Here is a 25,050-nt window from a genome sequence, read left to right as displayed (position 1 = left end):
TTTCTTACGCACGTTCCTGTGTTTTTCTCACAACCCCTGTTACCGTTTTGCGGGGCATAAACCGTACGGCTGCTGCGAGTATTTTATTTTTTAGTCCAGGGATAATAACGGTTTGCTTCTTTTGCAGCCCTTTATAAGCCGCGTCCGCCACCTCTTTGACATCCATGACCCCGCTTTTAAAAAGCTTGGACTGGCCCAGGTTGGCACGGTCGCTGAAACCGGTTTTAGTCGGTCCGGGGCAAAGTACGGAAACGCTGATCCCTGTCCCTTTAAGTTCATTTTCTATGGCTTCACTAAATGATAACACATATGCTTTTGTGGCGTAATACACAGCCATAAGCGGACCCGGCTGAAAGGCAGCTGTTGATGCAACATTGAGTATATGGCCGGAACCTCTGGCGGCCATATCAGGTGCGAACAGTTTGGCAAGCAGCGTAATGGATTTAATATTAAGGTCAATCATATTGAGTTCTTCTTCAGCAGATGTGCGGACAAATTCTCCGTAGAGGCCGAATCCTGCGTTGTTGACGAGAACATCTATCTGTACACTTTCTGCCTTCAGTTCTTCGTACAGTTCTCGGACTTGACTCATATCGCTTAAATCTTTTCTTTTAACGATGACAGGTGCAGGCTTAAGTTCTTCTGCAAGCTTCTGCAATTTCCCCTCGCTGCGCGCAGCCAGGACTAAGCGGTATCCATCCTGCGCATATTTATAAGCAAGTTCTTTCCCGATGCCGTCTGATGCTCCTGTAATCAATACTGTTTTCATTTATTAAGGTCTCCTTCTGTTTGTTTGTTTAAATGTTTAAACATATAATATATTGAGCGTACAATAATGTCAAACATAAAGAAAAAAACTCCCGCATCGCAGGAGTTAAACCAGTCTTGACCGAATCGGCCTGCCGTCCCAGACAATCCGGCTTTCGGCCTCTCTCTTTTTCAGCTCAGGCTCTTCGAGGAGCACAAAGAAGTTTTTTTGCGGAAGCTTTCCAAGCCCGTGTTTTTCACAAAGGACTTCAAGAAATGACTGTCTTTTTTCATTAAGGGAAAAAGACTGATGGCTGCCGCCTGCAGAAAAAGCATAGATAACACTTGCTGCCGGAACCCGTTTCACGGAAAATGCTTCAGACACTCTCAGGAAAAAATCCCAGTCCCAATAATTGTGGACCTCCGGATCGAAATAGCCAATTTCACTATGGATGCTTTTTAAATAAAGACTGCCGGACGGGACATAGGTTGAAAAGCGCCTCATCTCTACCGGATCATATGTATAGGCAAACAGCCTCCTGCTTACAGGCAGACGGACATGATTCTCTTCTTCAAACGTGACAATTTCTACGTCTGAATAGACAAACTGAGCACCGTCTGAAAGTTCCCGGGCCATCCGCTCAATATGCCCGGGAGTGAAATAATCATCGTCATCACTGAGCATGATGGCATCACCTGAAGCCGCCTCAATCCCGGCATTCCTCGCATGAACATGCCCGCAGTTCTCGCCAAGATCAACGACCTTGAGAGGCAATTCATGATAAATTTCCTTTAGGGAGTCAACAGACTCTCCTCCATCATTCACAATAATAATTTCTTCCGGCATGCGGGTCTGGCCTGCAATGGATTCAAGCAAATCCGCCAGTGCATATAACCGGTTGTACGTCACAATAACAATCGATATTCGCACGTGAATATCCCTCATTTCTGTTGGGTTCTTTTATCCATTAAATCATAAACGGGCATGGGATGCTTATTGGCAGTTGAATTTAGCAGGCCATCTTATTGCAATTTTTGCTTTAAGGGGACACGTTCAAACCAAGTGTATTGCAGCGGAAGGCACTTGACTCCTTGTCCAGCTGCAGCGCTCAGGCTCCTCTGTCAGAACAAAATCCCCCAAAAAGGCGGGACCCGGACTTTTCGGGTGATTTCTTATCTGACTGCCGGAGCAAAACGGGCGCTTCCGCTTTTCTAAGGGATGAAGAGGGAAGTGGAGACCCCGCAAGCGAAGCTGAGGAGGCTCCACTGCCTCCCCGCGGAAAGCAAGTGACTGGAGCGGAAAGAAACGTATACGAATAGCAATCAACAATAATAAAGCCTTTTAGAAAGCTTGTTTTAAAAATGAAGACACGGGGTAAATATAAATCATCAGCACAAAAGGAGAGATCGATTATGAAGACATTCGTTGTTGAAAACGGCGTACAAGCCACCGAAAAAATCAATCACCTTGAAGTTGAAGGGTTCACAAAGGATGATATTTACCTTTTCGCCCATGACCCGAACCGCTCGAAGCATCTTACATCGGGAACAGATACAGAAAGCGTAGGCGTTTCAGAACAAGGCGTCTTCTCGTCTATGAAAAACGTATTCCGTTCACGCGGAGATGAGCTGCGCTCCAAAATGGCCTCACTTGGCCTGACGGAAAATGAAGCAGCACACATGGAAGAAGAACTCGATAAAGGCAAAGTTGTCATTATCGCACAGCAGTAATCACGCAATCTATATTCCCCCCTACTCAATATAGATGTGAGGCGTGTCTCGTCCATACGAGGCACGCCTATTTTTTATTTCTCACGGAACAATTATGCGCTCCGCTGCGTCTCACGAATAGAATGAACGGTAAAGAAAGACTTACTTTATCAGCATTCGACAAGAAGATTCTACACATTCCTCATATCCAGTCTGGTAATCTTTTCTTGTATTCATTTAAAAGGGGACTAGAGAGAAATGAAAAAATGGCTGTTCGCGTTAATCACGGCTTTCTTCCTGTTTTCTCAAGCTTCATTTCCGGCAAAAGCCGACGGCATTCCGCAGCTTATCATCATCAACAAAAGTACCAATAAACTGGCTTTTTTTGACAATGGAAAGCTCATGCGCGTCTTTCATGTCGCAACCGGCAGAGACAATTCCTTTACGCCGGAAGGGACGTTTCCAATTGTCAATAAGATCAAAAACCGGCCCTACTACAAAGAGAACATTCCCGGAGGAGACAGCCGCAATCCTTTAGGCGACAGATGGCTCGGCCTCAGGGCACTTGGGACGGAGGGCACCACTTACGCCATTCACGGCAATAACAACGCAAATTCCATCGGAACCTACGCCAGTGCAGGCTGCATCCGCATGCACAATGAAGAAATCCGTTATCTCTTTGATCAGGTTCAAACCGGCACATCTGTTATTATTCTGCACTCCACTCACTCCTTTGAAGCAATTGCCGCAGCAAACAACTATCCAAATTCCCTGCCTGCAGATTCACCTCCTGCGGTTGATGAAAAACCGCAGGCTGAAAAACCTGTGCCAAAACCGAAGCCTGCTCCGAAGCCAAAACCGGAACCAAAACCCGAGCCTGCTCCTGAGGACCCTCTCTCATGCATCAAAAGCAAGCTGCAGGGCCGCATATACTTCCCTGACATTCATGTGAAAATGGATGTATCATGTACTACGCAAGCCGGCGGGTTTTAATTGCCGGCTTTTTGCGTGGAGAAAACAGACTGGCTTACAGGAATTCCTCCATCATGGCTAACCTTTTTTGAAATTGTTATAATAGGAGAGAAGATACGCTTAATCACCCGGATGGAGGTACAAATACTTATGACAATGAAAAAAGCCTTAACGTTCGCCGGATCAGACAGCAGCGGCGGTGCCGGCATTCAGGCAGATTTGAAAACCTTTCAGGAGCGCGGGGTTTACGGAATGACAGCGTTGACCGTAGTAGTCGCGATGGACCCTGCAAACGAGTGGCATCACCAGGTATTCCCTGTGGAGCTTGAGACAATTAAAGCTCAGGCAGCCACCATTGTGGAAGGCATCGGCGTTGATGCAATGAAAACCGGTATGCTCCCTACAGTTGATATTATCAAGCTTGCGGCTGAAACGATAAAGAAACACAATGTCCAAAACGTAGTAGTAGATCCTGTTATGGTCTGCAAAGGAGCAGACGAAGTGCTTTATCCTGACCTGGCGGATGCCCTCAGGGAGATTCTCACTCCGCTTGCGACAGTTGTCACGCCAAATCTATTTGAAGCAGGACAGATGAGCGGAATTGGTACAATTACAACTGTTGAACAAATGAAAGAAGCAGCTGTAAAGATTTTTGACCTGGGCCCAAAATTCGTCCTTGTAAAAGGCGGCGGCAAACTGGATCATGAGAAAGCAGTGGACGTGCTCTATGACGGAAAAGAATTTCAGATTCTTGAAGGCGAGCGCATTGACACATCTTACACGCATGGCGCAGGATGCACATACTCTGCAGCGATTGCGGCTGAACTTGCAAAAGGAGCTTCCGTAAAAGAAGCCATCTACACAGCAAAAGAGTTCATCACGGCAGCAATCCGCCATTCCTTCCCGCTGAATGAATACGTTGGACCGACAAATCATGCTGCATTGCGTTTGCATGGAGATAAGTAATTTATGAAAAAATCACCCGGCGGATGCCGGGTGATTTTGTTTTGGATGTTGTACTGTCCTCTGTGCCGCCAGCCCGACTTTGTAATGCCCTTTATCTCAGCCGTGCTTTATTATAGGGTTCCATTTTTACTTTTTGCTGCCCCATATTTCAGCCCTACCACTTTATGGGGCACCATATTCACTTTTTGCTACCCCATATTTCAGCCGCACCACTTTATAGGGTTCCATTTTCACCTTTTTTTGCCCCATATTTCAGCTGCATCACTTCATAGGGCACCATTTTCACCTTTTGCTGCCCCATATTTCAGCCGCACCTGATTACAGGACTCTAATTCCATCAAAAACCTGTCACCCGAGTTCATCACAGCTCCCACTTCTTCAAATCAAAAGCCGCCTCTCCCTCTGCAGAGACCACGATGCTTTTTTCATCCGGTTCCGGGAAAAACCTCGCTGTGAACACTTCTTCTCCGTCATTGATAAAGACTTCAATGGATGAGGTGTCAACAAATACATGAATGTTAGATAGGTGCTCTAACCGGCACTGTCTTGATTCAGGCTGCCCCGTGTCATAACTTGTGCGGGTCATCGTAAAGATTTTCTCCTCACTGGAATAGTGAAGAATCGCATTGTTCTTAATGGAAACGGAAAGGCCTGATCTGACTTCCAGGTTCTCAAGCTTCAGTTCAAAAACAGTTCCAGCCGTCTGGTGCTTCTCTCCCGCCTGCAGCCTGATGCCAGGCACTGACTCTTCTGTTTTCCTCAATGCTTCCAGCTCTTCGACCGGCTGCTGAACAAGTTTCTCTCCACGCATCGACAATTTCCTCGGAAATGTCATGGTGTGTATCCACTTATGCGGGATAGTTGGATGTTTGTCTTCCGCTTGATCCGGCACGCTCATCCAGGCGAACAGCAGGCGTCTGCCTTTCTCGTCTTCTGTTGTTTGCGGTGCATAGAAGTCAAAGCCTCTGTCAAGCTCGGCGAAGTCGCCGTGCGTCAGTTTTGATGATTCATAATCCATTTTCCCGGAGAAGTAGCCGGACTGATAGACATTCTGATACAGCATTCCCTGCGGCTCAAGGCCCTGAGGCGAGACGATCAGAATGTCTTTGCCGTCAAGATGAAACAGATCCGGGCATTCCCACATATAGCCGAATTCACCCAGCTGCTCTGTATGAGAACCCGCCACGTCGCCTAAATAGGTCCACTTCATAAGATCCTCAGAAGAGAAGATGGCTGTACGGCCTTTGAGGTCATTTGTCTGGGCACCTACAACCATGTACCACTTTCCATCATGCTCCCAAACTTTCGGATCGCGGAAATGAGCGGTATAGCCTTCCGGAAGCTCAGCTACAACACCTTGTTTCTCAAAATGAAGGCCATCCTCAGATACGGCCAGACATTGATAGGTCTCTCGCTCCCCGTTCTCATCCTTTACATTTCCTGTATAAAAGAGATGCATTTTACCGAAAGCGTCCACTGCACTGCCTGAATAGCAGCCGTTCTTTTCATACCATTCACTCGGTGCGAGCGCAATCGGTTCGTGCTTCCAGTTCACAAGATCCTGAGATGTGTAATGCCCCCAGAATTTAGCACCATGCCCTGTCTTAAACGGCATCCACTGATAAAAAAGATGATAGACACCCTTCCACTGAATGAAGCCGTTCGGATCATTCAGCAGACCGACCGGCGGCATAATGTGGTGCTTAAGGCGATATGGATCGCTTTCAACCACTTCTTTATTCATTTCCGCTTCCAAATAGGCGGCTTCTTTCAGTTCAGCGTCCCGCTTTGTCATATCGCTTCAGCTCCTTATCTCTTTTTCAGAATGTCTTCCACTTCGCCAAGAGTCGGCAAAGCGGTCATAGCCCCTTTTACAGATGCAGCAAGGCCGCCCGATACACTGGCAAATCGGCCGATTCGCTTCAGTTCATCCGCAGCCAGCTCACCCGGATGCGTTTCAAGCTCGTGCAGCTGGTAAAGGATGCCCGATACGAATGCGTCTCCTGCACCTGTCGTGTCAACTGCATTTACCCTCATCGCGTCGATTTTGACAGCCCCATTCTTTGTAAATGCATAGCTGCCTTCGCTTCCCATAGTGATAAACAGCAGCGGAATGTTATAAACAGATAGTTTGCCCACACCCTTTTCAATGTCGGATTCTCCTGTCAGAAATTCAAGTTCTTCCTCTGAAATTTTAATCAGATCGGCCTTGTCGAACATAGATAAAATCGTCTCTTTGGCTGTCTCTTCGTTTTCCCAAAGACCGAGCCTCAAATTGGGATCGTAGGAAACAATCATTCCGTTCTCCCGTGCAAGTTCGACCGCCTTAACTGTCGCACTTTTTGAGGGTTCACTGATCATAGAAATGGATCCGTAATGAAGGATTTTCTTTTCTTCAAACAGGGACACATCCAAATTCTCTTCATGCAAAAAACGGTCTGCGCTCGGATCGATGTAAAAGTCGAAGGACCGCTCGCCATCTTCTGCGAGCGTGATGAAGACCGCCCCCGTCTTTGCTTCTTTTGTCAGCAGCATATGGTCTGTATTCACGCCATATGACCGAAGCGTATCCTTCAAAAAAGTTCCAAGCACATCATCCCCGACTTTGCCGAGGAAAGAGGAAGGCGCACCGAGTCTTGCAAGTCCGACTGCTACATTTGCCGGGGCACCTCCAGGGCTTTTCTGATACACAAGGTTCTCAGAATCGGCCGGTATAAAATCAATCAGCGCTTCTCCAAGACTGATAATTCCTTTTTTCATCGCACTCATACCTTTCTGTTTTGAAAGGAAAAACAGGCAAGGTTACGGACCCTGCCTGATTTTCTTTACCTTACTCATTCTTCTTTTAAACCAAAAATCCTACTTCTTCTCTTCCTCTTTTATGCCAAGTAGCATCGTGGCAATAAAGGCACCTGCAACCGCAATGGCAAAACCGATGAGGTAGTTCACAACGGCAGCCGTGCCAAACGGCGCCACAATGGCAATCATCGGAATGCCTGTGAGTCCGTAAGCATTCGCTGCCACATTTGTGAAAACGACATAAGCACCGCCAAGAGCTCCCCCGATCATTCCGCCGATGAATGGATTGCGGTATCGGAGGTTTACCCCGAATATAACAGGTTCTGTTATGCCAAGGAAGGAAGAAAAGGCACCTGGAAGCGCAATTTCTTTTGTTTTGGCTCTTTTCGTCATGAAGAAAACGGCAAGTCCCGCTCCTCCCTGCGCTACGTTCGCCATTGACCAGATCGGAAGCAGGTAGTTTTTGCCGATGTCAGCAAGCAAACCTGCTTCTATAGCATGGAAGCTGTGATGAACGCCTGTCAGAACGATTAGAGAATACGTTCCTCCAAAAATCAGTCCGGCAAGGAATCCTGCCGTATCATACACATATGTGAGAGCTGTTGTAATTCCTGATCCCAAACCGCGTCCAAGCGGACCGATGGCAATCAGTGCGATAAAACCTGTCGATATGATGGTAAGGAACGGCGTGACAAGCAGGTCAATTGAGTTTGGCACCACTTTCCGCAGTCCTTTTTCAATTTTGCTCATAACGTAAACAGCGAGCAGGATAGGAATAACAGTCCCCTGATACCCGAGCATCGCAATGTCCATGCCTGCAAAATTCAAGTATTCCGGTTTAGCTTCTGCAAGACCCCACGGATTTAATAGTGCGGGGTGAGTCAAAATTCCTCCGATTACGGCCCCGAGGTACGGATTTGCCCCAAACTCTTTTGAAGCACTTACGCCGATCAGGATCGGCAGAATAATAAAGGCTGCACTCGAGAACATATCAAGAAGCACAATGAAGGCACTGTCAGCGCTCACCCATTCGAACGCTTTCATCATGCCCAGAAGCCCCATTAACAGACCGCTTGCGACAATCGCCGGAATAATCGGCACGAAGATATTTGAAAGAGTTTTGGCAAACCGGGCAAAAGGATTCATTTTCTGTTTAACAGCATCGGAATGCGAGACATTCTCTGTTTCCTGAACTCCGAGATGAGGCTGAAGCTGTTCATACACCTTGTTGACATTGCCTGTTCCAAAGATGATCTGAAACTGTCCGGAGCTTGCAAATGCTCCTTTTACTCCTTCAAGCTCTTCAATTTCCCCTTTATCCGCCTTGCTGTCATCCTGCAGGACAAGCCGAAGACGTGTCGCACAGTGTGTTGCACTGATAATATTGTCCCTCCCGCCAAGCAGCGGAACCAATTTGTCAGCTGTATCTTTGTAATTCATACCTTTCTCCTCCTTTTTTTAAATAGAAAAAGACCTAAAACTTATAAAGGTATCATAGACAGAGTGTCTCCAATGATCTCTTTACAAATTCTAGGTCTTGCCTGCATAACCAGTCACAATCCCGGATATAAAGTTGAGTAATACGCTTTCATTGTAGGGGATGATGACGCTTGGGTCAAGAAAAAACTATTCGCTCAGCCTCTGAATATGGAGAGTAATATATCCCATTTCAGATTCTGGAAACTGCATACCGTATTCCTTTTTCAAGTAGTCCGCTATTTTCTCAGAACAAGCATAGGCGAAGCTGTAGGTTTTCTGAATCATCTGCAGCATCTCCCTGTCCATCACGTGGAAATCTTCGTTCTGCTCAAGACGGTTTAAAGCAAATCTCAAATGAGTCAGCAGGCGCTGATAAGATATGGAATCCTTGCTTAAGCTCACATTGAAGTGACCCTCAATGATATCGATTGATTCCTGGATAATGGCCGTGTGCCTGATTGTCTCTTTCATGTCTGCAGCGTCGAGTTTCGCTGTATGAATGTGAAGAGCAATGTGGCCTGCCTCATCTTCTGGCAGAGAGATTCCAAGCTTTTCTTCTGCCCGTTTAATCGCCCACTGTCCGATTTCAAATTCATTTTTATAGAGCACTTTAATTTCACTGAGCAGCTTATTGTGGATGGTGTAGCCGTTTTGAATCCGTTCGACAGCAAACGATAAGTGGTCCGTCAAGGCAATGTGGATATGATTGCTAAGCGGGGACATCAATCGGCCTTCTGCGTAGCTGATGATTTCTTCGGCAAGCTCTATATGCTCTTCCGGAACCATCTGCAGCAGCTGCTGGAACTTTTCATTTTCTTCCTTCATCACAAAGATCTTCTCCACTTTGCTTTTTGGGATGATGTCATTTTTCTTCTTTTGAAAAGCTATTCCCGGTCCCATGACAATTTTCTCCTGATCCCCGTCCTGGACGACAGCAGCATTATTGTTCAAAACTTTATAAATTCTCACGTGACTCGACCCTCTCCTGCTAATAGTCTCTTTATCATGACAAAAATGACGAAAAATCTCAAATTTCATCATTCTGTGTAAATATCTTGTAAACGTTTTTAAATTTTTTGTCAAATTATAAGATATTCACACGATTTTCCACACTTCGACACAAGTTATCAACAGAAGTTATCAACATATCCACAATTTCTATCCGCATTTTGTGTGGGTACAACTGTTCGCCACTATATATATAGAGTCCCGAACTTTATTCACAGGGGTGTTGATAACCCAAATTGCTATTGTGAATGATTTAAAATTGATGCAAATCAGAGCTCTTTTTGCACTTCTCTCAAAATCCAAAAAGGCACAAAAAAGGGGCTCCTATGACAGGAACACCCCTCCGTACACAAGTGCACCCGCAATTACATAAGCAGGATGCACCTTCCATTTCTCCAAAAGCAGCAGACTGATGATAAACAGGAAAAGCGTGTGCCAAATGCCTGATCCTTTCGCGGAGTTATCCAAAAACTGATACGTCATCACACCGAGCATCACAGCGATGACAGGCCTTACAACCGCCGAAAGACGCTTCACCTGAGGAGATTCCTTGTATTTCATCAAGATGTTTAAAAGGACCAGCATGAGAATCAGCGAAGGGGCAATGGTGGCAAAAAGCCCGACTGCGGCTCCAAGCCATCCTCCCTGCTGATAGCCGATCAGGCCGGCCATTTTGGTGGCAATGGGACCAGGCAGCGCATTCCCAATCGCAAGTGTTTCACTGAATTCATTCACCGATTGCCATTCGTAGCGGTCGACCACTTCTTTTTCAATTAACGGAATGGAAGCCGGTCCCCCGCCGTATCCGAGGATGCCGGGCAGGAAGAAGGCAAGAAAGATGTGAATATAAATCATGATGGCATCCCCTTTTGATCTGATTTTCGCCGGGGTTTATATAGAACAGCCCACAATAGGAGGACACCGATCAAGATGCCCGGGTGAAGATGAAAAACCTCCATCAGAACCAATGCTGAGGCCATTAAAAGAACCGTCTTAATCACACCGTATGACTGGGAGGATTTTTTTGAAAAGTCCCATGTAAGTGTCAGCAGCATCACAGCTACAACCGGCAAAACGGCCTGTGACATTCCTTTGACCCAAGTTTCATCTTTATACGCATTCAGTGTTGTAAGCAGCAGAATCATCAGAACGACTGTCGGCAAGGCCGTGGCAAGGACCGCATTCAGCATGCCGGCCACCCCTCCGACACGGTACCCGATATAACCGGCCATTTTCGTGGCAATCGGCCCGGGAAGTGTGTTTCCGAGGGCCAGAACATCGGAAAATTCGTCGTCATCCATCCATTTAAATGTCGTGACCACTTCCTTGTGGACAAGCGGGATTGTGGATGGTCCGCCGCCAAATCCGAGCATGCCGGACCTGAAGAAGGCGATAAACAAATTCCGCTGCACGATCAGCGGTGTCTCTTTTACCACGATGCAACGACCCCGTCTGCTCTGGATTCTGTTCCGCCGGACAGCACGCCCGTTTCAGGATCTCTCCATATAATCTGTCCGCGCCCAAAAGCTCCTTTATCAACAGCAACCTTGATCTGATGTCCTTTTCTCGCGAGAGCCTGCGCTAGATGGGAAGGAAATTGCGGCTCTACAAGTACCTTTTTCCCCTCCATCCACTGCCAGCGCGGTGCATCGAGTGCAGCCTGCGGATGAAGACCAAAGTCAATGGTATTCATGACAACCTGCATATGCCCCTGCGGCTGCATATAGCCCCCCATTACACCAAAGGGCCCAACCGCCTCATTCCCTTTCGTCAAAAATCCCGGAATAATCGTATGATACGTCTTTTTGCCGGGCTTCAGGGCATTAGGGTGCGTTTCATCAAGGGAAAAATCATGCCCGCGGTTCTGCATCGAAATGCCGGTACCCGGAATGACCACTCCTGAGCCGAACCCCATATAGTTGCTCTGAATAAACGAAACCATGTTTCCTTCCCCGTCTGCAGCGGCTAAATACACCGTTCCGCCCTTAGCAGGCTCATAGGCGGAAGGCTCCACAGCATGCTCTTTGATCTCTGCGCGGCGCTGCTCTCCGTAAGCATCACTCAGCAGTTCTTCTGTGGTGATTTTCATCTCTTTCGGGTCTGTTATGTATGCTTTTCCATCTGTAAATGCAAGCTTCATGGCTTCTATTTGTTTATGATAGGTTTCCAGACTGTCTTTTTCACGGATATCAAACCCTTTTACAATATTTAAACCAAGCAATGCGACAAGACCCTGTCCGTTAGGCGGGATTTCCCAGACATCATAGCCCTTGTAGCGGACGGAAATCGGGTCCACCCACTCAGCTTCATAGGAAGCGAGATCCTTTTTCGACAAGTAGCCGCCCTGTTCCTGAATAAATGAACTGATTTTTTCCGCCAGGTTTCCCCGGTAAAAACTTTCTCCTTCTGTTTCGGCTATTTCCTTAAGGGTGGCAGCATGTCCAGGCGAGCGCCATACTTCTCCAATTTTCGGAGCACGGTGATCAGGTGCAAACGTCTCGAACCACGCTTCAAATTCAGGACCGGAAAGAGTACGCTTAAATTTATCATACGCCAGTGACCAGTATTTCCCGAGGATTGGCGTGAGCGGATATCCTTCTTCGGCATAGCTGATTGCAGGGGCCAGCACTTCCTGCAGGGGCAGTCTCCCGAATCTCTTTGACAGCTTCGCCCAGGCAGACGGCGCACCGGGAACGGTGATCGGGGTTACTCCATAGACAGGCATTTCAGTATGCCCTTTTGCTTTAACGGCTTCGATGGACAGAGAAGACGGCGCAGGACCGCTTGCGTTTAATCCGTACAGACTGCCATTCGTCCATACGAGAGCGAATGCATCTCCGCCAATCCCGTTTGAGGTCGGTTCAAGGACAGTAAGTGCTGCCGCTGTCGCAATAGCCGCGTCAATGGCATTCCCTCCTTTTTTCAATATATCGAGCCCTGCCTGTGCAGCCAGAGGCTGCGAAGTGGCAACCATGCCTTTCTTTGAAAAGACCGTTTGCCTTTCAGACGGGTATGGATGGTACAGATAATCAAACTTCATAAGTAACCTCCTTATTTGACAACGCATATTATGTCGTTTCTCTAAAGTATATCTGAAAACGTTAAATATTCAATCTATTAAGCCTTTCAGGATCATCCGCTATAAATCGATTTTAAGTTTCATTTTCTGCGTTTCACGTGAAACAATCTTCAGCAAAATGATTCTTTTTATTACAGAAAAATCCGGCAGAAATCTGCCGGATTAGGTTATTTAGATAATACTTTTACAAATTCTTTCGCCGTGTTAAAGCTTGACTGCGGATTTTGTCCGGTCACAAGCTTGCCGTCTACTTCTGTATGGTCTGTGAATTTAGGGGCTCTGATAAATTCGGCTCCAAGATCGACTAATTTTGATTCAAGCAAAAACGGCATATACTGATCGAGCTTTGTATCTACTTCTTCCTCGTCGGTAAATCCTGTCAGGCGCTTTCCTTCTACTAAAGGCTTTCCGTTTGAAAGAACGGGACCCACAAGTCCGGCTGGTCCGTGGCATACTGCGCCAATCGCTTTATCAGACTCAGCGAAATGCACCAGGAGCTCCTGCAGTTTTTTGTTGTCCGGAAAATCAAACATCGTCCCGTGGCCGCCGGGAAGGAAGATCCCGTCATACTCTTCTCCGTTTACTTCATCAAGATGCACCGTTTGCTGCAGAACACGTCTTGCTTCCTGCCATTGATTTTCTTCAACGCCTTCTAAACTGTTTGGATCCAGCGGCACGTTCCCGCCTTTCGGACTCGCCGCTGTCACTTCATATCCGTTTGAAGTGAACTCTTCATACGGCTCTGCAAATTCAGAAAGCCAAAGCCCTGTTTTATGCTCATCGGTTATTTTATCTGCTGTTGTCACGACTGTAAGAATTTTTTTTGCCATGTTTACCGCTCCTTTAAAAAGTGTCATTCGCAGTAAGTTTTCCCGGCTTATCTTTTATTAAACCCTTTTATTTTCGTAAACTCTTTCATGTACATTCTCGTCGGTTTTGAAAGCATGGAGGCCATTTGACCTGTCCATGTATCGCTGCGCTTGCCCGAAGTCCGCTCGTGGTAATACTCCGAAATAAGCTCGTTATAATCTTCGAGCTGTTTTTTATAGACAGCCTCATCCGTTTCATACACATCTTCGTGATAAACATGCTCCAAGTGAATTCTCGGTTTTTTATCCGGGTTTTGAGCCGGATATCCGACAGCGAGTCCAAATAGCGGCAGCACTCTTTCAGGGGTTTTGAGGAGCTCTGACACTTCTTTAAGGCTGTTTCTCAAACCTCCGATGTAGACGGCTCCAAGCCCCATGGACTCAGCAGCAATGACGGCATTTTGGGCAGCAAGAGCTGCATCAATGACAGCGACCATGAACTTTTCCGTACTTTCTAGGGATTCGTCAAGACTGACACCTTCCATTTCCGCAAGCACATCATGCCGGTGCAAATCCGCGCAAAAAACAAAGAAGTGACCGTTCTCTTCCACATACGGCTGATTGCCGGCAAGCTCCGCAAGCCTCTTCTTCATTTCCGGATTCTTGACTCCAATAATAGAATAAGCCTGTATGAAGCTTGATGTGGATGCTGCCTGGGCGCTTTCGACAATCGTCCGGATTTGTTCAGTACTCAGCGCCCTGTCTTCGAATTTTCTGATTGACCTGTGTGACAGCATGGTTTCAATGGTCTGGTTCATAGGATCCCTCTCCTTTTTGTTCGTTTTTCTTATCTTACCTAAGTTTCACCTTTTTTGCAGATACTAGGCTTAGGGAACACTTTTACAGGGTAAAAAAAGGAGAAAATACAGGAAATTTGCTTAAAGGCATTGGCTTTTCTCCCTGTTTGCATTAAAATAACACAGGTTACATAAATATGTACTTTTACGTAAGGAGCATCTGAATTGACTTCACAGACGAAAAACAAACTAAAATTTATTTTCCCTTCCCTGCTGGGAATTCTTTTATTTATGGTTCCGATCAGCTATAAAGGTGAAGTGACCATTCCAATCGCCATCTTCTCCGGAATGCTGCAGAAGGCTCTTGGCCCGTCGCTTCCGGCGGTCATGACTGTTATCATTATCCTGACACTTATCGGGACACTTGCAGCCAAATGGATGAAACCGGACTTCGTTGCAAAGAGCCCGTTCTTTACAACCTTGTTTGATGTTCCGGTTATCTGGGTGATTGCACGTGTACTTGGCGCCATTTTCGCCGTGCTTACGCTTTTTAAAGCAGGCCCGGAATGGATCTGGTCTGAAAACACCGGAGGACTTCTGCTTAATGATCTGCTTCCGATTTTGTTTTCCGTTTTCTTTTTTGCAGGGCTGCTTCTGCCTCTGCTATTAAACTTCGGACTGCTTGAACTTTTCGGTTCACTGCTTGCTAAATTTATGAGACCTGTTTTTAAGCTTCCCGGCAGATCTTCTGTCGATTGTGTCGCTTCCTGGCTCGGGGACGGAACCATCGGCGTGCTGCTGACAAGCAAACAGTATGAAGAGGGCTTTTATACGAAGAGGGAAGCTGCCATAATCGGAACAAGCTTTTCTGTGGTTTCCATTACATTCAGCCTTGTCGTGATTTCTCAGGTTAACCTTGGTCATATGTTTGTGCCTTTTTATCTGACAGTCACATTTGCAGGAATCATTGCAGCTCTTGTTCTTCCGAGAATACCTCCGCTTTCTGTAAAAGCAGATACGTATTACAACGGACAAGAGGAACAAATTTCAGAAGCCGTGCCTGAGGGCTATACGCCATTCAGCTGGGGGTATAAACAGGCGCTTAAAAAAGCAGAAGAAAATAAAAGCACAGCAGCATTTTTCCAGGACGGCGCTAAAAACATTCTTGATATGTGGATGGGTGTAGCCCCGATTGTTATGGCTCTTGGAACCATTGCGCTGGTCGTTGCTGAATTCACGCCTGTTTTTGACTGGCTTGGCATGCCGTTTATTCCGCTGCTTGAACTGATGCAGATACCAGAAGCACAGGAAGCATCAAAAACACTTGTTGTCGGATTTGCCGACATGTTCCTTCCAACTGTTCTCGCTGCTGATATTACAAGTGAGATGACCCGGTTCATTATCGCCTGTGTATCTGTCACACAGCTTATCTATATGTCTGAAGTGGGCGGACTGCTGCTAGGATCTAAAATCCCGGTTTCCTTTAAAGATCTCGTGATTATCTTCCTGCTCCGTACACTGATTACACTGCCGGTGATTGTCGGTATTGCTCATATATTGTTTTAAAATCGTTAAAAGACCGTCTGGCTTCCCCAGACGGTCTTTTGCTGTTTATCAGTCTATATTCTTATACAGTCAGCGCCATTTTCTCAAGCTCTGCTTTCAGCACCTTCGCAATTTCGAGCATGCCGTATTTCCCTGCCGCCGCCTCTGCGTCTCCATTATAATTTGTGTTGGTATTGATATCATATGTGTAGATCTCGCCGTTTGCATCGCGGATGAATTCAATACCTGCCACTTTAACGTCATTTGCTTTCAGCATCGTTTCATATTTTGAAATGCTTTCTTCATTCACGTCATCAACAATCTGGAACTTTGGTTTGACAGGAGCTTCCTCTCCAACCGGGCAGAAGAGATCGCCAATCTGGCAGGCGTCAGCCGGGCAAAGCTCAAATCCTTCTGACGTGTCTACTCGCACAGCATACAGGAATTTGCCGTTAACAAATTCGCAGCGCGTGATATACGGCTCAGGCGCCTGAATGTATTCCTGAATAAGAGTAATGCCGTCTACCGGCTCCTCAAAATCCGGACCTTCCACATACTGCTTCAGTCCTTCAATGGAATGGAAAAGCTGAACACCAAGTCCTTTTCCTGCACGGTTATGCTTTGTAATGAAAGGTTTTCCTTCAAATTGGGCTGCTGCGTTTAATACAGCCTCTTTTCCAACAGCAGCTGTTGTTTTCGGAGTTTGAATGCCGTGCTCATTTAAGGTCATATACTGAGCAACCTTGCTCACTTCAAGCTGAATAGCCCTGCTGCCGTTATAGACTTTGCGGTTATGGCGTTCAAGCCAGTACAGCACAGACGCTGCAAGTTCCGGTGCATACCGGTGGCCTCTCGTATGTGAAGAAGCGCTCATGCGATTATAGAAGATTCCCTCAGGCGGTGCTTCAGACAGATTCACAAGCCCCTGATCGAGATGCCATTCCTCATATGGAACATTCAGTTCGTCCAGTCTTTTCGTCAGATGGTCTGTCCACTCTTTATTTTCATGAATAATATACACTTTGCTCATTTCATATATCCCCCATCCTGTTGTACATAAATTAGCCTAATCCTACTATACCCATCAATTATCTGTCAATTTATAAGGTTCTGTCAGTTAGTGGCATGGACAAAGAATTTGTTCTTATGCGGGCAGTTAAAAATAGAATAAGAATAAGAGAATGTATGATGTTTTATTTTTTGAAAATTTAATTAAAAGAAATAGTTAGAAACACTGGAATTTTAACCCTGATGTGATATACTAATTGTAACAAAACGTTCACAAAATATTTTCTTGTTTGTCACATTTTTATTTATGTAAGCGTTGACAATAATTTTAAACGGGAGTTGTTAAACATGGATGTATTCTTCGTCTATTTGCTCATTGTAAGTGCTACGCCGCTCTTCTTGTGGGATCAGCGAAAAAGCCTGGCGCTCCTTCATATACCGTTCATCTTAATGCTGTGGGTGTACTTCGGAATGTTTGCCACAATGGAGCTTGCCATGCCGCTGCACATTATCGGGGGGTCACTATTCCTTGTTAACCTGGTGTTCGCCCATGTTGCAGCCTATCTGATTTACGCGAAGCCGATCTTAAAACGCAAAGCCGATCCTAAAAGCAATTTGGATATCATCAAATAAAAAAATCCCGGACACCAAAGTCCGGGATTTTTTCTGTTTATTAGTGATCGTTCATTACCCATACAGATCCAAGAACTGTTACAACGGCAACAAAGATCGCGAATGCTGTATTGACAACCTGTACGTTTCCGCTTTCTGATTCCGTCATGTGCATGAACATGAAGAGCTGAATGCCAGCTTGAAGGAATGCCAGAGTGAAAACAACGGCTATTTTAATTGATAATGAAAAATCAGTATATAAACCAATCCAAAGTGCGACGATTGTCAGTACAATCGAGGAGATAAACCCTATCACGTGACTCCACGGAAAGTGGTTGTGATCTCCTGCTGTGTTTTGCTGATTATTAGCCATGCGGACTTAATCCTCCCATCATAAGGAGCAGGTATACTCCCGAAAAGATGAAAATCCAGACAACATCAAGGAAATGCCAGTAAAGACTTGAGATGAACAGCTTAGCTGATGTTTGAGGAGTTAATCCTCTTTTCTTTACTTGCATTAAGATGAAACTGATCCAGAATATCCCGATGGTGACGTGAAGTCCATGGGTTCCTGCAAGAACAAAGAATGCTGACCACATTGCACTTGACTGCAATGTAGCACCATGGTGAACATACTCTACAAACTCATATATTTCGTAACCGACAAATCCCAGTCCAAGGGCCAATGTGATGATTGTCCACATGATGACGCCTTTTTGGTTGTGACGGCGCAATTCGTGAATTGCAAGGCCACATGTGAAACTGCTCGTAAGCAACAGAAACGTCATGATCAAGACGCCTTCAATCTTAAACAGATCAGTCGGCAGCGGGCCGTCTGCTGTCATCGGCGCAAGAACGAAGTAAGTCGCAAATAGCGTTGCAAACAGGGCAATTTCAGCACCAAGGAAGATCCAGAAGCCAAGAATATTCAATCGGCCTATTTCAGATTGATATTCAAGAGGCACACTCGGATCATGTTCTTCATGATGATGTGCATGTTCCATCATTCACGCCTCCTTTACACAGATATTTTTTGTTCTGTTTCTTTAATTTCTTCAACACTTACATAGTAGCCATGATCTTCTTCGAACGAACGGAGGATCATGCAGGCAAAGATTCCGATTAAACCGGCAATGGCAGGAATCCACCATTCAAATACAAGAGCGAAACCGCTGATTCCGAAGAACACGGACATGATGAACGGTCTGCCTGAGTAGTTAGGCATGTGAATCGGCTTGTATTCCACTTCTTTTTTCTTGCCTGTTTCTTTTTCTTCCATTTTCATTTGCCAGAATGCATCAAGACCCTTTACCTCAGGTGTAACCGCGAAGTTGTAGTGAGGCGGAATCATTGTTGTTGTAGACCATTCAAGCGTACGGCCGTCCCATGCATCTCCAGTTTGCTCGCGCGGAGAGTAGCGGAAGCTGTAGTAGATGTTGTATACGAGAACAACGAATCCAAGTGCCATTCCGATTGCACCGATGGATGCTACCACGTTAAGCCCCGTCCATCCGTCTGCAGCGCCATACGTCGAAATACGGCGTGGCATACCTGCAAGCCCAAGGAAGTACATTGGGAAGAAACAGATATTGAAACCGATCGTGAACAGCCAGAAGCTGACTTTCCCGATTTTTTCGTTCAGTTTGTGTCCGAACATCTTCGGATACCAGAAAATCAGACCTGCGAAACATGCGAAGACGGTTCCGGCAATCAATACGTAATGGAAGTGAGCAATCAGGAAGTACGTATTGTGGTACTGATAGTCTGCTGCTGCCATCGCAAGCATAACTCCTGTTACCCCGCCGATGACGAAGTTTGGAATAAACGCAAGTGACCAGAGCATTGGTACAGTAAATCTGATTCTTCCTTTGTAAAGCGTGAAGAGCCAGTTGAATATTTTAACACCCGTCGGTATGGCGATCGCCATTGTTGTGATGGAGAAGAACGAGTTAACAAGTGCTCCTGAACCCATCGTGAAGAAATGGTGAACCCAAACGACGAAACTTAGGCCAGAAATTGCAACGATGGAAACAACCATCGCTTTATAGCCGAACAATGTTTTTCGTGCAAACGTTGAGATGATTTCTGAGAAAATCCCGAACGCAGGCAAGATAACGATGTAAACCTCAGGATGACCCCAAATCCAGAACAAGTTCGCCCATAACATCGGCATACCGCCGTTCTCAAGGGTGAAGAAAGCTGTTCCGAACAGCCTGTCAAATGACATGAGAGCAAGCGCAACTGTCAGTACAGGGAAAGCGAACACGATAATCAAACAAGTGATTAAAGATGTCCAAGTAAACATTGGCATGCGCATTAGCGTCATACCAGGCGCACGCATCTTTAAGATCGTGACCATGAAGTTAATACCTGTCAGGAGGGTACCGATACCGGCAACCTGCAGGCCAAGAAGGTAGTAGTTCTGTCCAGGTCCGGGACTTGCCTCGTTGCCTGCGAGAGGCGTGTAGCTCGTCCAGCCTGCATCAGGTGATCCGCCGATAACAAACGAAATGTTAAACAGCATCGCACCGACAAAGAATGTCCAGAAACTTAATGAGTTAAGGTACGGATATGCAACGTCGCGCGCTCCAATTTGCAGAGGAACAACAACGTTCATTAGACCAATCAAAAACGGCATCGCCATGAAGATAATCATGATCGTTCCGTGAGTCGTGAAAATTTCATTGTAATGCTGCGAATTCAGAAACTCTGAATCTGGCAATGTCAGCTGGGCGCGCATCAAGAGCGCATCTACTCCCCCGCGGAACAGCATAAGAATGGCAGCAATGATATACATGATTCCAAGCTTCTTATGGTCGACAGTCGTAATCCAGTCTGTCCAGAGCCATTTCCACTTTTTAAAATAGGTAAGGCCTGCCACAACGGCGATGGATGTAAGCAGTATTGAGATTTGGGCGCCGAGTATCAGCGGATCGCCCATAACAATAAATTCATCCCATTTCATAGTTGATGTTTCCTCCCTTCTCAGTGAGAATGTTCTTCTTCAGTCTTTTCGTCTGATTCATGCTCAGAGTGGTCTGACCCGTCTTCAGAATGTTCTGAACCATGTCCTGAATGACCTTCTGATTTTTGTGTATGATCAATGTTCATTTCTTTATTTGGATCGATTTTTTCCAAGTGTTCAACTTCATCGTGCTTGTGAAGCTCATAATCAGTCTGTTCGCGGACTCTCACTGCATATTCAGAGTCTTTAGAATGATCCACCCACTCAAGGTGAGTATTGGAGAATGTCATTTCTCCAGTTGTGCCAGGAATCATAAGCTGATCGTACTGATCCTGCGTTAGCTCAGGTGCAGAACCTTTTGTTTCTTCTGCCCACTTCTCAAACTCTTCTTCAGGCATGGCTTCTACATCGAATGTATGTCTTTCAAAGCCTTTACCCGTGAAGTTCGCGTTGCGGCCTGCATACGTTCCAGGCTCATCTGCCTGCAGATAAAGCTTAGTCTGCATGCCGGACATCGCATATTTTTGTCCTCCAAGCTGCGGAATCCAGAAAGCTGTCATTGTGTCAGCCGAAGTAAGCTTGAACAGTACAGCACGGTCTTCAGGAATGTTTAAGTAGTTAACAGTCTCAATTCCCTCTTCTTCATAAGAGAAAATCCATTTCCAGTCAACCGATGTTGCATGTATAACCAGAGGCTCCTTATGTTTAGATGATTCAGGCGGCTTTTCAAGTGCATAAATAGTTTGAACGGTCGGAACAGACAGCGCAATTACGATCAGAATCGGAATAACTGTCCAGACAATCTCAAGAAATTTGCTGCCTTCCATTTCAGGCGGCTCATATTCAAGGTTGTCTTTGCGCTCACGGTATTTAATAACAATGAGGGTAAACAGAACAAACACAACAGCTATAATGAAAAGCATAAAACCTATCGACAAAAGAATAAGGTCACTTTGTGCAGCTGCAACTGGCCCTTTCGGATCCAGGATCACATAGTTGCTGCATCCGCCCAGAAAAAAGACAGAGAGTAATAGACCTAACGCATAAAACGGTTTAAACAGCTTGAACACCAGGTTCACCTTCCTTCCTAATTAATGGCATGACTATTATGCATGCTTTTTGCAAAAAAAGCACGTTTAAATTATGGCAGAAAAACGATGTTTTCGTTTTCTTTTCTTCTATATGCTAGCAGAGCAGGCTTCATCATGTGAGTACCCTTCATTAAATGTCACGAACATTTCATCAGTCGTTCAAACAAATGTCACATTTTCATCATACTTTAGTCATATTTATTCCAGTCCTTTCTTTTAATGGAATTGAAAGTGTTTTTATTAAAATTTTGCTTTTTAAGGATAAATAAGTAAAGAGAGCATCAAACCTCCTTTTACCCTTGCTGCAGAAGGGGTAAACTCTGTAATATGTTCAAACTCTCAGTCTTTGTATCTAGTTTGGGAGAGGACTTTTTAAGCAAGAGCATTGGGCGATTAGAGGGTACGATTCTGACGTTTCCTTACCCTCCCATATCGTTTTACGGTTTGGCGGGGGACGATTCCGGCGTTTCCTTACCCTCCCATATCGTTTTACGGTTTGGCGGGGTAAGATTCCGGCGTTTGCTTACCCTCCCATATCGTTTTTCGGTTTGGCGGGGTAAGATTCCGGCGTTTGCTTACCCTCGCACATCGTTTTTCAGTTTTAGAGGGTGCGATTCAAACCGTTGCTTACCCTACCATATCGTTTTTCAGTTTTAGAGGGTGCGATTCCAGCGTTTCCTTACCCTCGCACATCGTTTTTCAGTTTGACAGGGTACGATTCCGGCGTTTGCTTACCCTCGCATACCGTTTTTCGGTTTGGCAGGGTACGATTCCAGCGTTTGCTTACCCTCCCATATCGTTTTACGGTTTGGCAGGGTATGATTCAAACCGTTGCTTACCCTCGCACATCGTTTTTCAGTTTGGCAGGGTACGATTCCAGCGTTTGCTTACCCTCCCATATCGTTATTCAGTTTGGCGGGGTAAGATTCCGGCGTTTGCTTACCCTACCATATCGTTTTTCGGTTTGGCAGGGTTCGATTCCGGCGTTTGCTTACCCTCGCATACCGTTTTTCGGTTTGGCAGGGTACGATTCAAACCGTTGCTTACCCTACCATATCGTTTTTCAGTTTTAGAGGGTGCGATTCCAGCGTTTCCTTACCCTCGCATATCGTTTTACGGTTTGGCGGGATACGATTCAAACCGCTGCTTACCCTCCCACATCGTTTTTCAGTTTTAGAGGGTACGGAAATCACCGAATTCAAATCCTCCCCGCACAAAAAAAACAGCCCCGAATCCGGGACTGCTGCATGTCAGTCAAACTTCAGCTTGGACAGGGCATCTGCCAAAGCGGGGTTTGATAATTCATCATTCTGTTTTTTCATGTAGTTTGCGACTTCTTTTTTGGACACTTTTGTGTTCTGGGTTTTCTTTTTGCGTTCGGTAAAGGCGGAGAGTTTTTCGCGGTGGCCGCATTTGCACAGGAAGAACTGTCCGTCTCCCTCGCCCCGAAGCTCGAGCTTTTTATGGCATACAGGGCATCTGGCATTGGTTGTGCGCGCGATTCCTTTTCTGTAGCCGCACTCCCTGTCCTGACATACGTGCATTTTTCCTTTTTTGCCGTTCACTTCAAGAAGAAGCTTGCCGCACTCAGGGCATTTTTTGCCGACGAGGTTATCGTGCTTAAAGGTTTTGCTGCTGTTTTTCACTTCGTGGACAACCGCTTTTGCATAGTCCCTCATCTCCTGGACGAATGCCTGCTTTGCAAGCTTGCCTTTGGCGATTTGTGTAAGCTTTTGTTCCCACTCCGCTGTGAGGGCAGGTGATTTTAAGTCTTCAGGCACAAGGTCGAGAAGCTGTTTCCCCTTGGATGTGACGAAAAGTTCTTTTCCTTTTTTCTCAACTAAGAAGCTGTTGAACAGCTTTTCAATAATATCCGCCCGGGTTGCCACGGTGCCAAGGCCGCCGGTTTCGCCGATGACTTTCTTTAAATCTGCATTTCCTGACATATATTTTGCCGGATTTTCCATCGCTGAAAGCAGGGAAGCTTCATTGAAGCGGGACGGAGGCTTTGTTTCCCCTTTTGTCTGTACAAGTGACTTAACGCTCAGCACGTCACCTTTGTTCAGAATCGGAAGCTGCTGCTCTGAAAGGCCGTCCTTATCGTCTTCCTCCTCATACTCATACACTTCTTTCCACCCTTGAGAGAGGACCGCTTTTCCTTTTGCAAGGAAGGTCTCATCTCCAATCCTGCAAGTGAGGGATGTTTGCTCGTATTCAAATGCCGGAGAGAGAACCGCCAGGAATCGCTTGACGACTAAATCGTAAATTTTTCTCTCTTTGTCGCTGAATGCAGAAGGAATTACCGTTTCTTCCGTTGGAATGATGGCATGGTGATCTGACACTTTGCTGTCATCCACAAATGATGAGTTGGCCTTTATCGGTTTTTGCAGAATCTTCATCGCTGCCTTTGCATAAGGCTTTACTCCGCAGGCTTTTACGCGTTCTGCAAGTGTTTCGACAAGATCTGTACTTAAAAAGCGCGAATCTGTTCTTGGATAGGTCAGCACTTTATGCTGTTCGTAAAGCTTTTGCATGATGGACAGTGTTTCTTTCGCCGAGTATCCGAACCGTTTATTCGCATCTCTTTGAAGCTCCGTCAGATCATAAAGACCAGGAGAAAACGTCTTTTTGCGGGCTTTGTCCGCCGACACGATGACAGCATCCTTCCCGGAAAGCCCTTTTGCTAAAGCGGCCACTTTCTCCTGTTGAAAGGATTTGATATCCTTCGTTTTTGCATCCTGCCAAACGAGATGCAGCCCCTCTTTTGTCTGGGCTTTCAGGCCGTAGTACGTTTTCGGCTGAAACTGCCTGATTTCTTCTTCGCGCGCTGCAATAATGGCAAGCGTCGGTGTCTGAACACGGCCTGATGACAGCTGGGCATTGTGCTTCGTCGTGAGCGCGCGCGTTGCATTCATCCCGACGATCCAGTCCGCCTCCGCCCTCGCTTCAGCTGAATGAAAAAGAGGCTCATAGTCTTTTCCGTTTTTCAGCTTTTTGAAACCTTCTTTAATGGCTTTATCCGTAACAGATGAAATCCACAGCCGCTTAATCGGTTTATGGACATGCGCTTTTTCAATAATCCACCGCGCAACAAGCTCGCCTTCCCGTCCGGCGTCTGTCGCGATGACGATTTCCGTCACGTCCTTGCGGTTTAAAACGGCTTTTACCGCGTGAAACTGCTTGCTTGTCTTTTTTATCACAACGAGTTTCAGCTCGTTTGGAAGCATCGGCAAATCTTCCATCTTCCACGTCTTGTAGGAATCACTGTAAGCTTCAGGATCCGCGTGTGTAACAAGATGGCCAAGAGCCCATGTCACAATGTAATTGCTGCCTTCAAAATACCCGTTGCCTTTTTTTCCGCACTGTAACACTCTTGCAAGGTCCCTTCCGACAGAAGGCTTTTCTGCAAGTACTGCAATTTTTCCCATAGTCACATTCCTCACTTTCATTCGATAGTATATCG

22 protein-coding genes are annotated in these 25,050 nt (G+C 46.0%); 5 read left to right on the top strand and 17 right to left on the bottom strand.

Going from position 1 to position 25,050, the window contains the following annotated elements:
* Positions 1-4 precede the first annotated feature (4 nt).
* Positions 5-769: an SDR family oxidoreductase gene (locus MHB63_09725; GenBank protein MEK3806806.1), complete on the bottom strand. Its 765-nt coding sequence runs from the start codon at positions 767-769 to the stop codon at positions 5-7.
* A 105-nt stretch (positions 770-874) separates the two neighbouring features.
* Entirely contained in the window at positions 875-1,678 is an 804-nt protein-coding gene (locus MHB63_09720) for a glycosyltransferase family 2 protein (GenBank protein MEK3806805.1), read from the bottom strand.
* A gap of 479 nt (positions 1,679-2,157) precedes the next feature.
* Here MHB63_09720 and MHB63_09715 point away from each other — a divergent pair, with 479 nt between their 5' ends.
* The 3 genes from MHB63_09715 (at position 2,158) to MHB63_09705 (ending at position 4,395) form a co-directional block, all read left to right on the top strand.
* On the top strand, positions 2,158-2,478 hold the full coding sequence (locus MHB63_09715; GenBank protein MEK3806804.1) for a general stress protein: 321 nt from the start codon (positions 2,158-2,160) through the stop codon (positions 2,476-2,478).
* Positions 2,479-2,715: 237 nt separating this feature from the next.
* Positions 2,716-3,450 carry a L,D-transpeptidase gene (locus tag MHB63_09710; protein ID MEK3806803.1) on the top strand — a complete coding sequence of 245 codons (735 nt, stop codon included), beginning with the start codon at positions 2,716-2,718 and terminating at the stop codon, positions 3,448-3,450.
* Positions 3,451-3,579: 129 nt separating this feature from the next.
* Positions 3,580-4,395: a bifunctional hydroxymethylpyrimidine kinase/phosphomethylpyrimidine kinase gene (locus tag MHB63_09705; protein MEK3806802.1), complete on the top strand. Its 816-nt coding sequence runs from the start codon at positions 3,580-3,582 to the stop codon at positions 4,393-4,395.
* 361 nt (positions 4,396-4,756) lie between these two features.
* Here the strand turns inward: MHB63_09705 and MHB63_09700 are convergent, their stop codons facing one another.
* From MHB63_09700 to nfsA, 9 genes are all read right to left on the bottom strand, one after another.
* Entirely contained in the window at positions 4,757-6,190 is a 1,434-nt protein-coding gene (locus MHB63_09700; protein ID MEK3806801.1) for a sucrose-6-phosphate hydrolase, read from the bottom strand.
* 14 nt (positions 6,191-6,204) lie between these two features.
* Positions 6,205-7,155, bottom strand: coding sequence for an aminoimidazole riboside kinase (locus MHB63_09695; protein ID MEK3806800.1), 951 nt, complete (start codon positions 7,153-7,155; stop codon positions 6,205-6,207).
* Between the two features lie 99 nt (positions 7,156-7,254).
* Entirely contained in the window at positions 7,255-8,634 is a 1,380-nt protein-coding gene (locus tag MHB63_09690; GenBank protein ID MEK3806799.1) for a sucrose-specific PTS transporter subunit IIBC, read from the bottom strand.
* 186 nt (positions 8,635-8,820) lie between these two features.
* Complete coding sequence (locus MHB63_09685) at positions 8,821-9,642, bottom strand: PRD domain-containing protein (protein ID MEK3806798.1); 822 nt, start codon at positions 9,640-9,642, stop codon at positions 8,821-8,823.
* Between the two features lie 363 nt (positions 9,643-10,005).
* The gene (locus MHB63_09680) at positions 10,006-10,536 is read right to left on the bottom strand and encodes a chromate transporter (protein ID MEK3806797.1); all 531 of its coding nucleotides are present in this window, start codon (positions 10,534-10,536) and stop codon (positions 10,006-10,008) included.
* Complete coding sequence (locus MHB63_09675; protein MEK3806796.1) at positions 10,533-11,096, bottom strand: chromate transporter; 564 nt, start codon at positions 11,094-11,096, stop codon at positions 10,533-10,535. The genes MHB63_09680 and MHB63_09675 overlap by 4 nt, the downstream gene beginning before the upstream one ends.
* A 14-nt stretch (positions 11,097-11,110) precedes the next feature.
* Positions 11,111-12,721, bottom strand: coding sequence for a gamma-glutamyltransferase family protein (locus MHB63_09670; GenBank protein ID MEK3806795.1), 1,611 nt, complete (start codon positions 12,719-12,721; stop codon positions 11,111-11,113).
* Between the two features lie 206 nt (positions 12,722-12,927).
* Positions 12,928-13,590: a type 1 glutamine amidotransferase domain-containing protein gene (locus MHB63_09665; protein ID MEK3806794.1), complete on the bottom strand. Its 663-nt coding sequence runs from the start codon at positions 13,588-13,590 to the stop codon at positions 12,928-12,930.
* Positions 13,591-13,637: 47 nt separating this feature from the next.
* Positions 13,638-14,387, bottom strand: a complete 750-nt coding sequence (gene nfsA, locus MHB63_09660; protein ID MEK3806793.1) for an oxygen-insensitive NADPH nitroreductase — start codon at positions 14,385-14,387, stop codon at positions 13,638-13,640.
* A gap of 270 nt (positions 14,388-14,657) precedes the next feature.
* Here nfsA and MHB63_09655 point away from each other — a divergent pair, with 270 nt between their 5' ends.
* Positions 14,658-15,932, top strand: coding sequence for a YjiH family protein (locus MHB63_09655; GenBank protein ID MEK3806792.1), 1,275 nt, complete (start codon positions 14,658-14,660; stop codon positions 15,930-15,932).
* Positions 15,933-15,993: 61 nt separating this feature from the next.
* On the opposite strand, the gene MHB63_09650 is transcribed toward MHB63_09655, so the two are convergent.
* Complete coding sequence (locus MHB63_09650; protein MEK3806791.1) at positions 15,994-16,941, bottom strand: alpha-L-glutamate ligase; 948 nt, start codon at positions 16,939-16,941, stop codon at positions 15,994-15,996.
* 326 nt (positions 16,942-17,267) lie between these two features.
* On the opposite strand from MHB63_09650, the gene MHB63_09645 reads away from it, so the two are divergent.
* Positions 17,268-17,552: a spore morphogenesis/germination protein YwcE gene (locus tag MHB63_09645; GenBank protein MEK3806790.1), complete on the top strand. Its 285-nt coding sequence runs from the start codon at positions 17,268-17,270 to the stop codon at positions 17,550-17,552.
* A gap of 40 nt (positions 17,553-17,592) precedes the next feature.
* On the opposite strand, the gene qoxD is transcribed toward MHB63_09645, so the two are convergent.
* From qoxD to MHB63_09620, 5 genes are all read right to left on the bottom strand, one after another.
* A complete protein-coding gene (gene qoxD / locus MHB63_09640) occupies positions 17,593-17,904 on the bottom strand; it encodes a cytochrome aa3 quinol oxidase subunit IV (protein ID MEK3806789.1) in 312 nt (103 codons plus the stop codon).
* Positions 17,897-18,535, bottom strand: coding sequence for a cytochrome aa3 quinol oxidase subunit III (gene qoxC, locus MHB63_09635; protein MEK3806788.1), 639 nt, complete (start codon positions 18,533-18,535; stop codon positions 17,897-17,899). Before qoxC ends, qoxD begins: the two co-directional genes overlap by 8 nt.
* Positions 18,536-18,549: 14 nt before the next feature.
* Positions 18,550-20,496, bottom strand: coding sequence for a cytochrome aa3 quinol oxidase subunit I (gene qoxB, locus MHB63_09630; GenBank protein MEK3806787.1), 1,947 nt, complete (start codon positions 20,494-20,496; stop codon positions 18,550-18,552).
* 20 nt (positions 20,497-20,516) lie between these two features.
* Positions 20,517-21,566 carry a cytochrome aa3 quinol oxidase subunit II gene (qoxA, locus tag MHB63_09625; GenBank protein ID MEK3806786.1) on the bottom strand — a complete coding sequence of 350 codons (1,050 nt, stop codon included), beginning with the start codon at positions 21,564-21,566 and terminating at the stop codon, positions 20,517-20,519.
* A 1,271-nt stretch (positions 21,567-22,837) separates the two neighbouring features.
* Positions 22,838-25,015, bottom strand: a complete 2,178-nt coding sequence (locus MHB63_09620; GenBank protein ID MEK3806785.1) for a DNA topoisomerase III — start codon at positions 25,013-25,015, stop codon at positions 22,838-22,840.
* Between the last annotated feature and the right edge of the window lie 35 nt (positions 25,016-25,050).

The sequence above is a fragment of the Bacillus sp. FSL H8-0547 genome, assembly GCA_038002745.1.
Classification (GTDB): Bacteria; Bacillota; Bacilli; order Bacillales; family Bacillaceae; genus Bacillus_P.
This window is presented reverse-complemented; position numbering and strand designations above follow the sequence as displayed.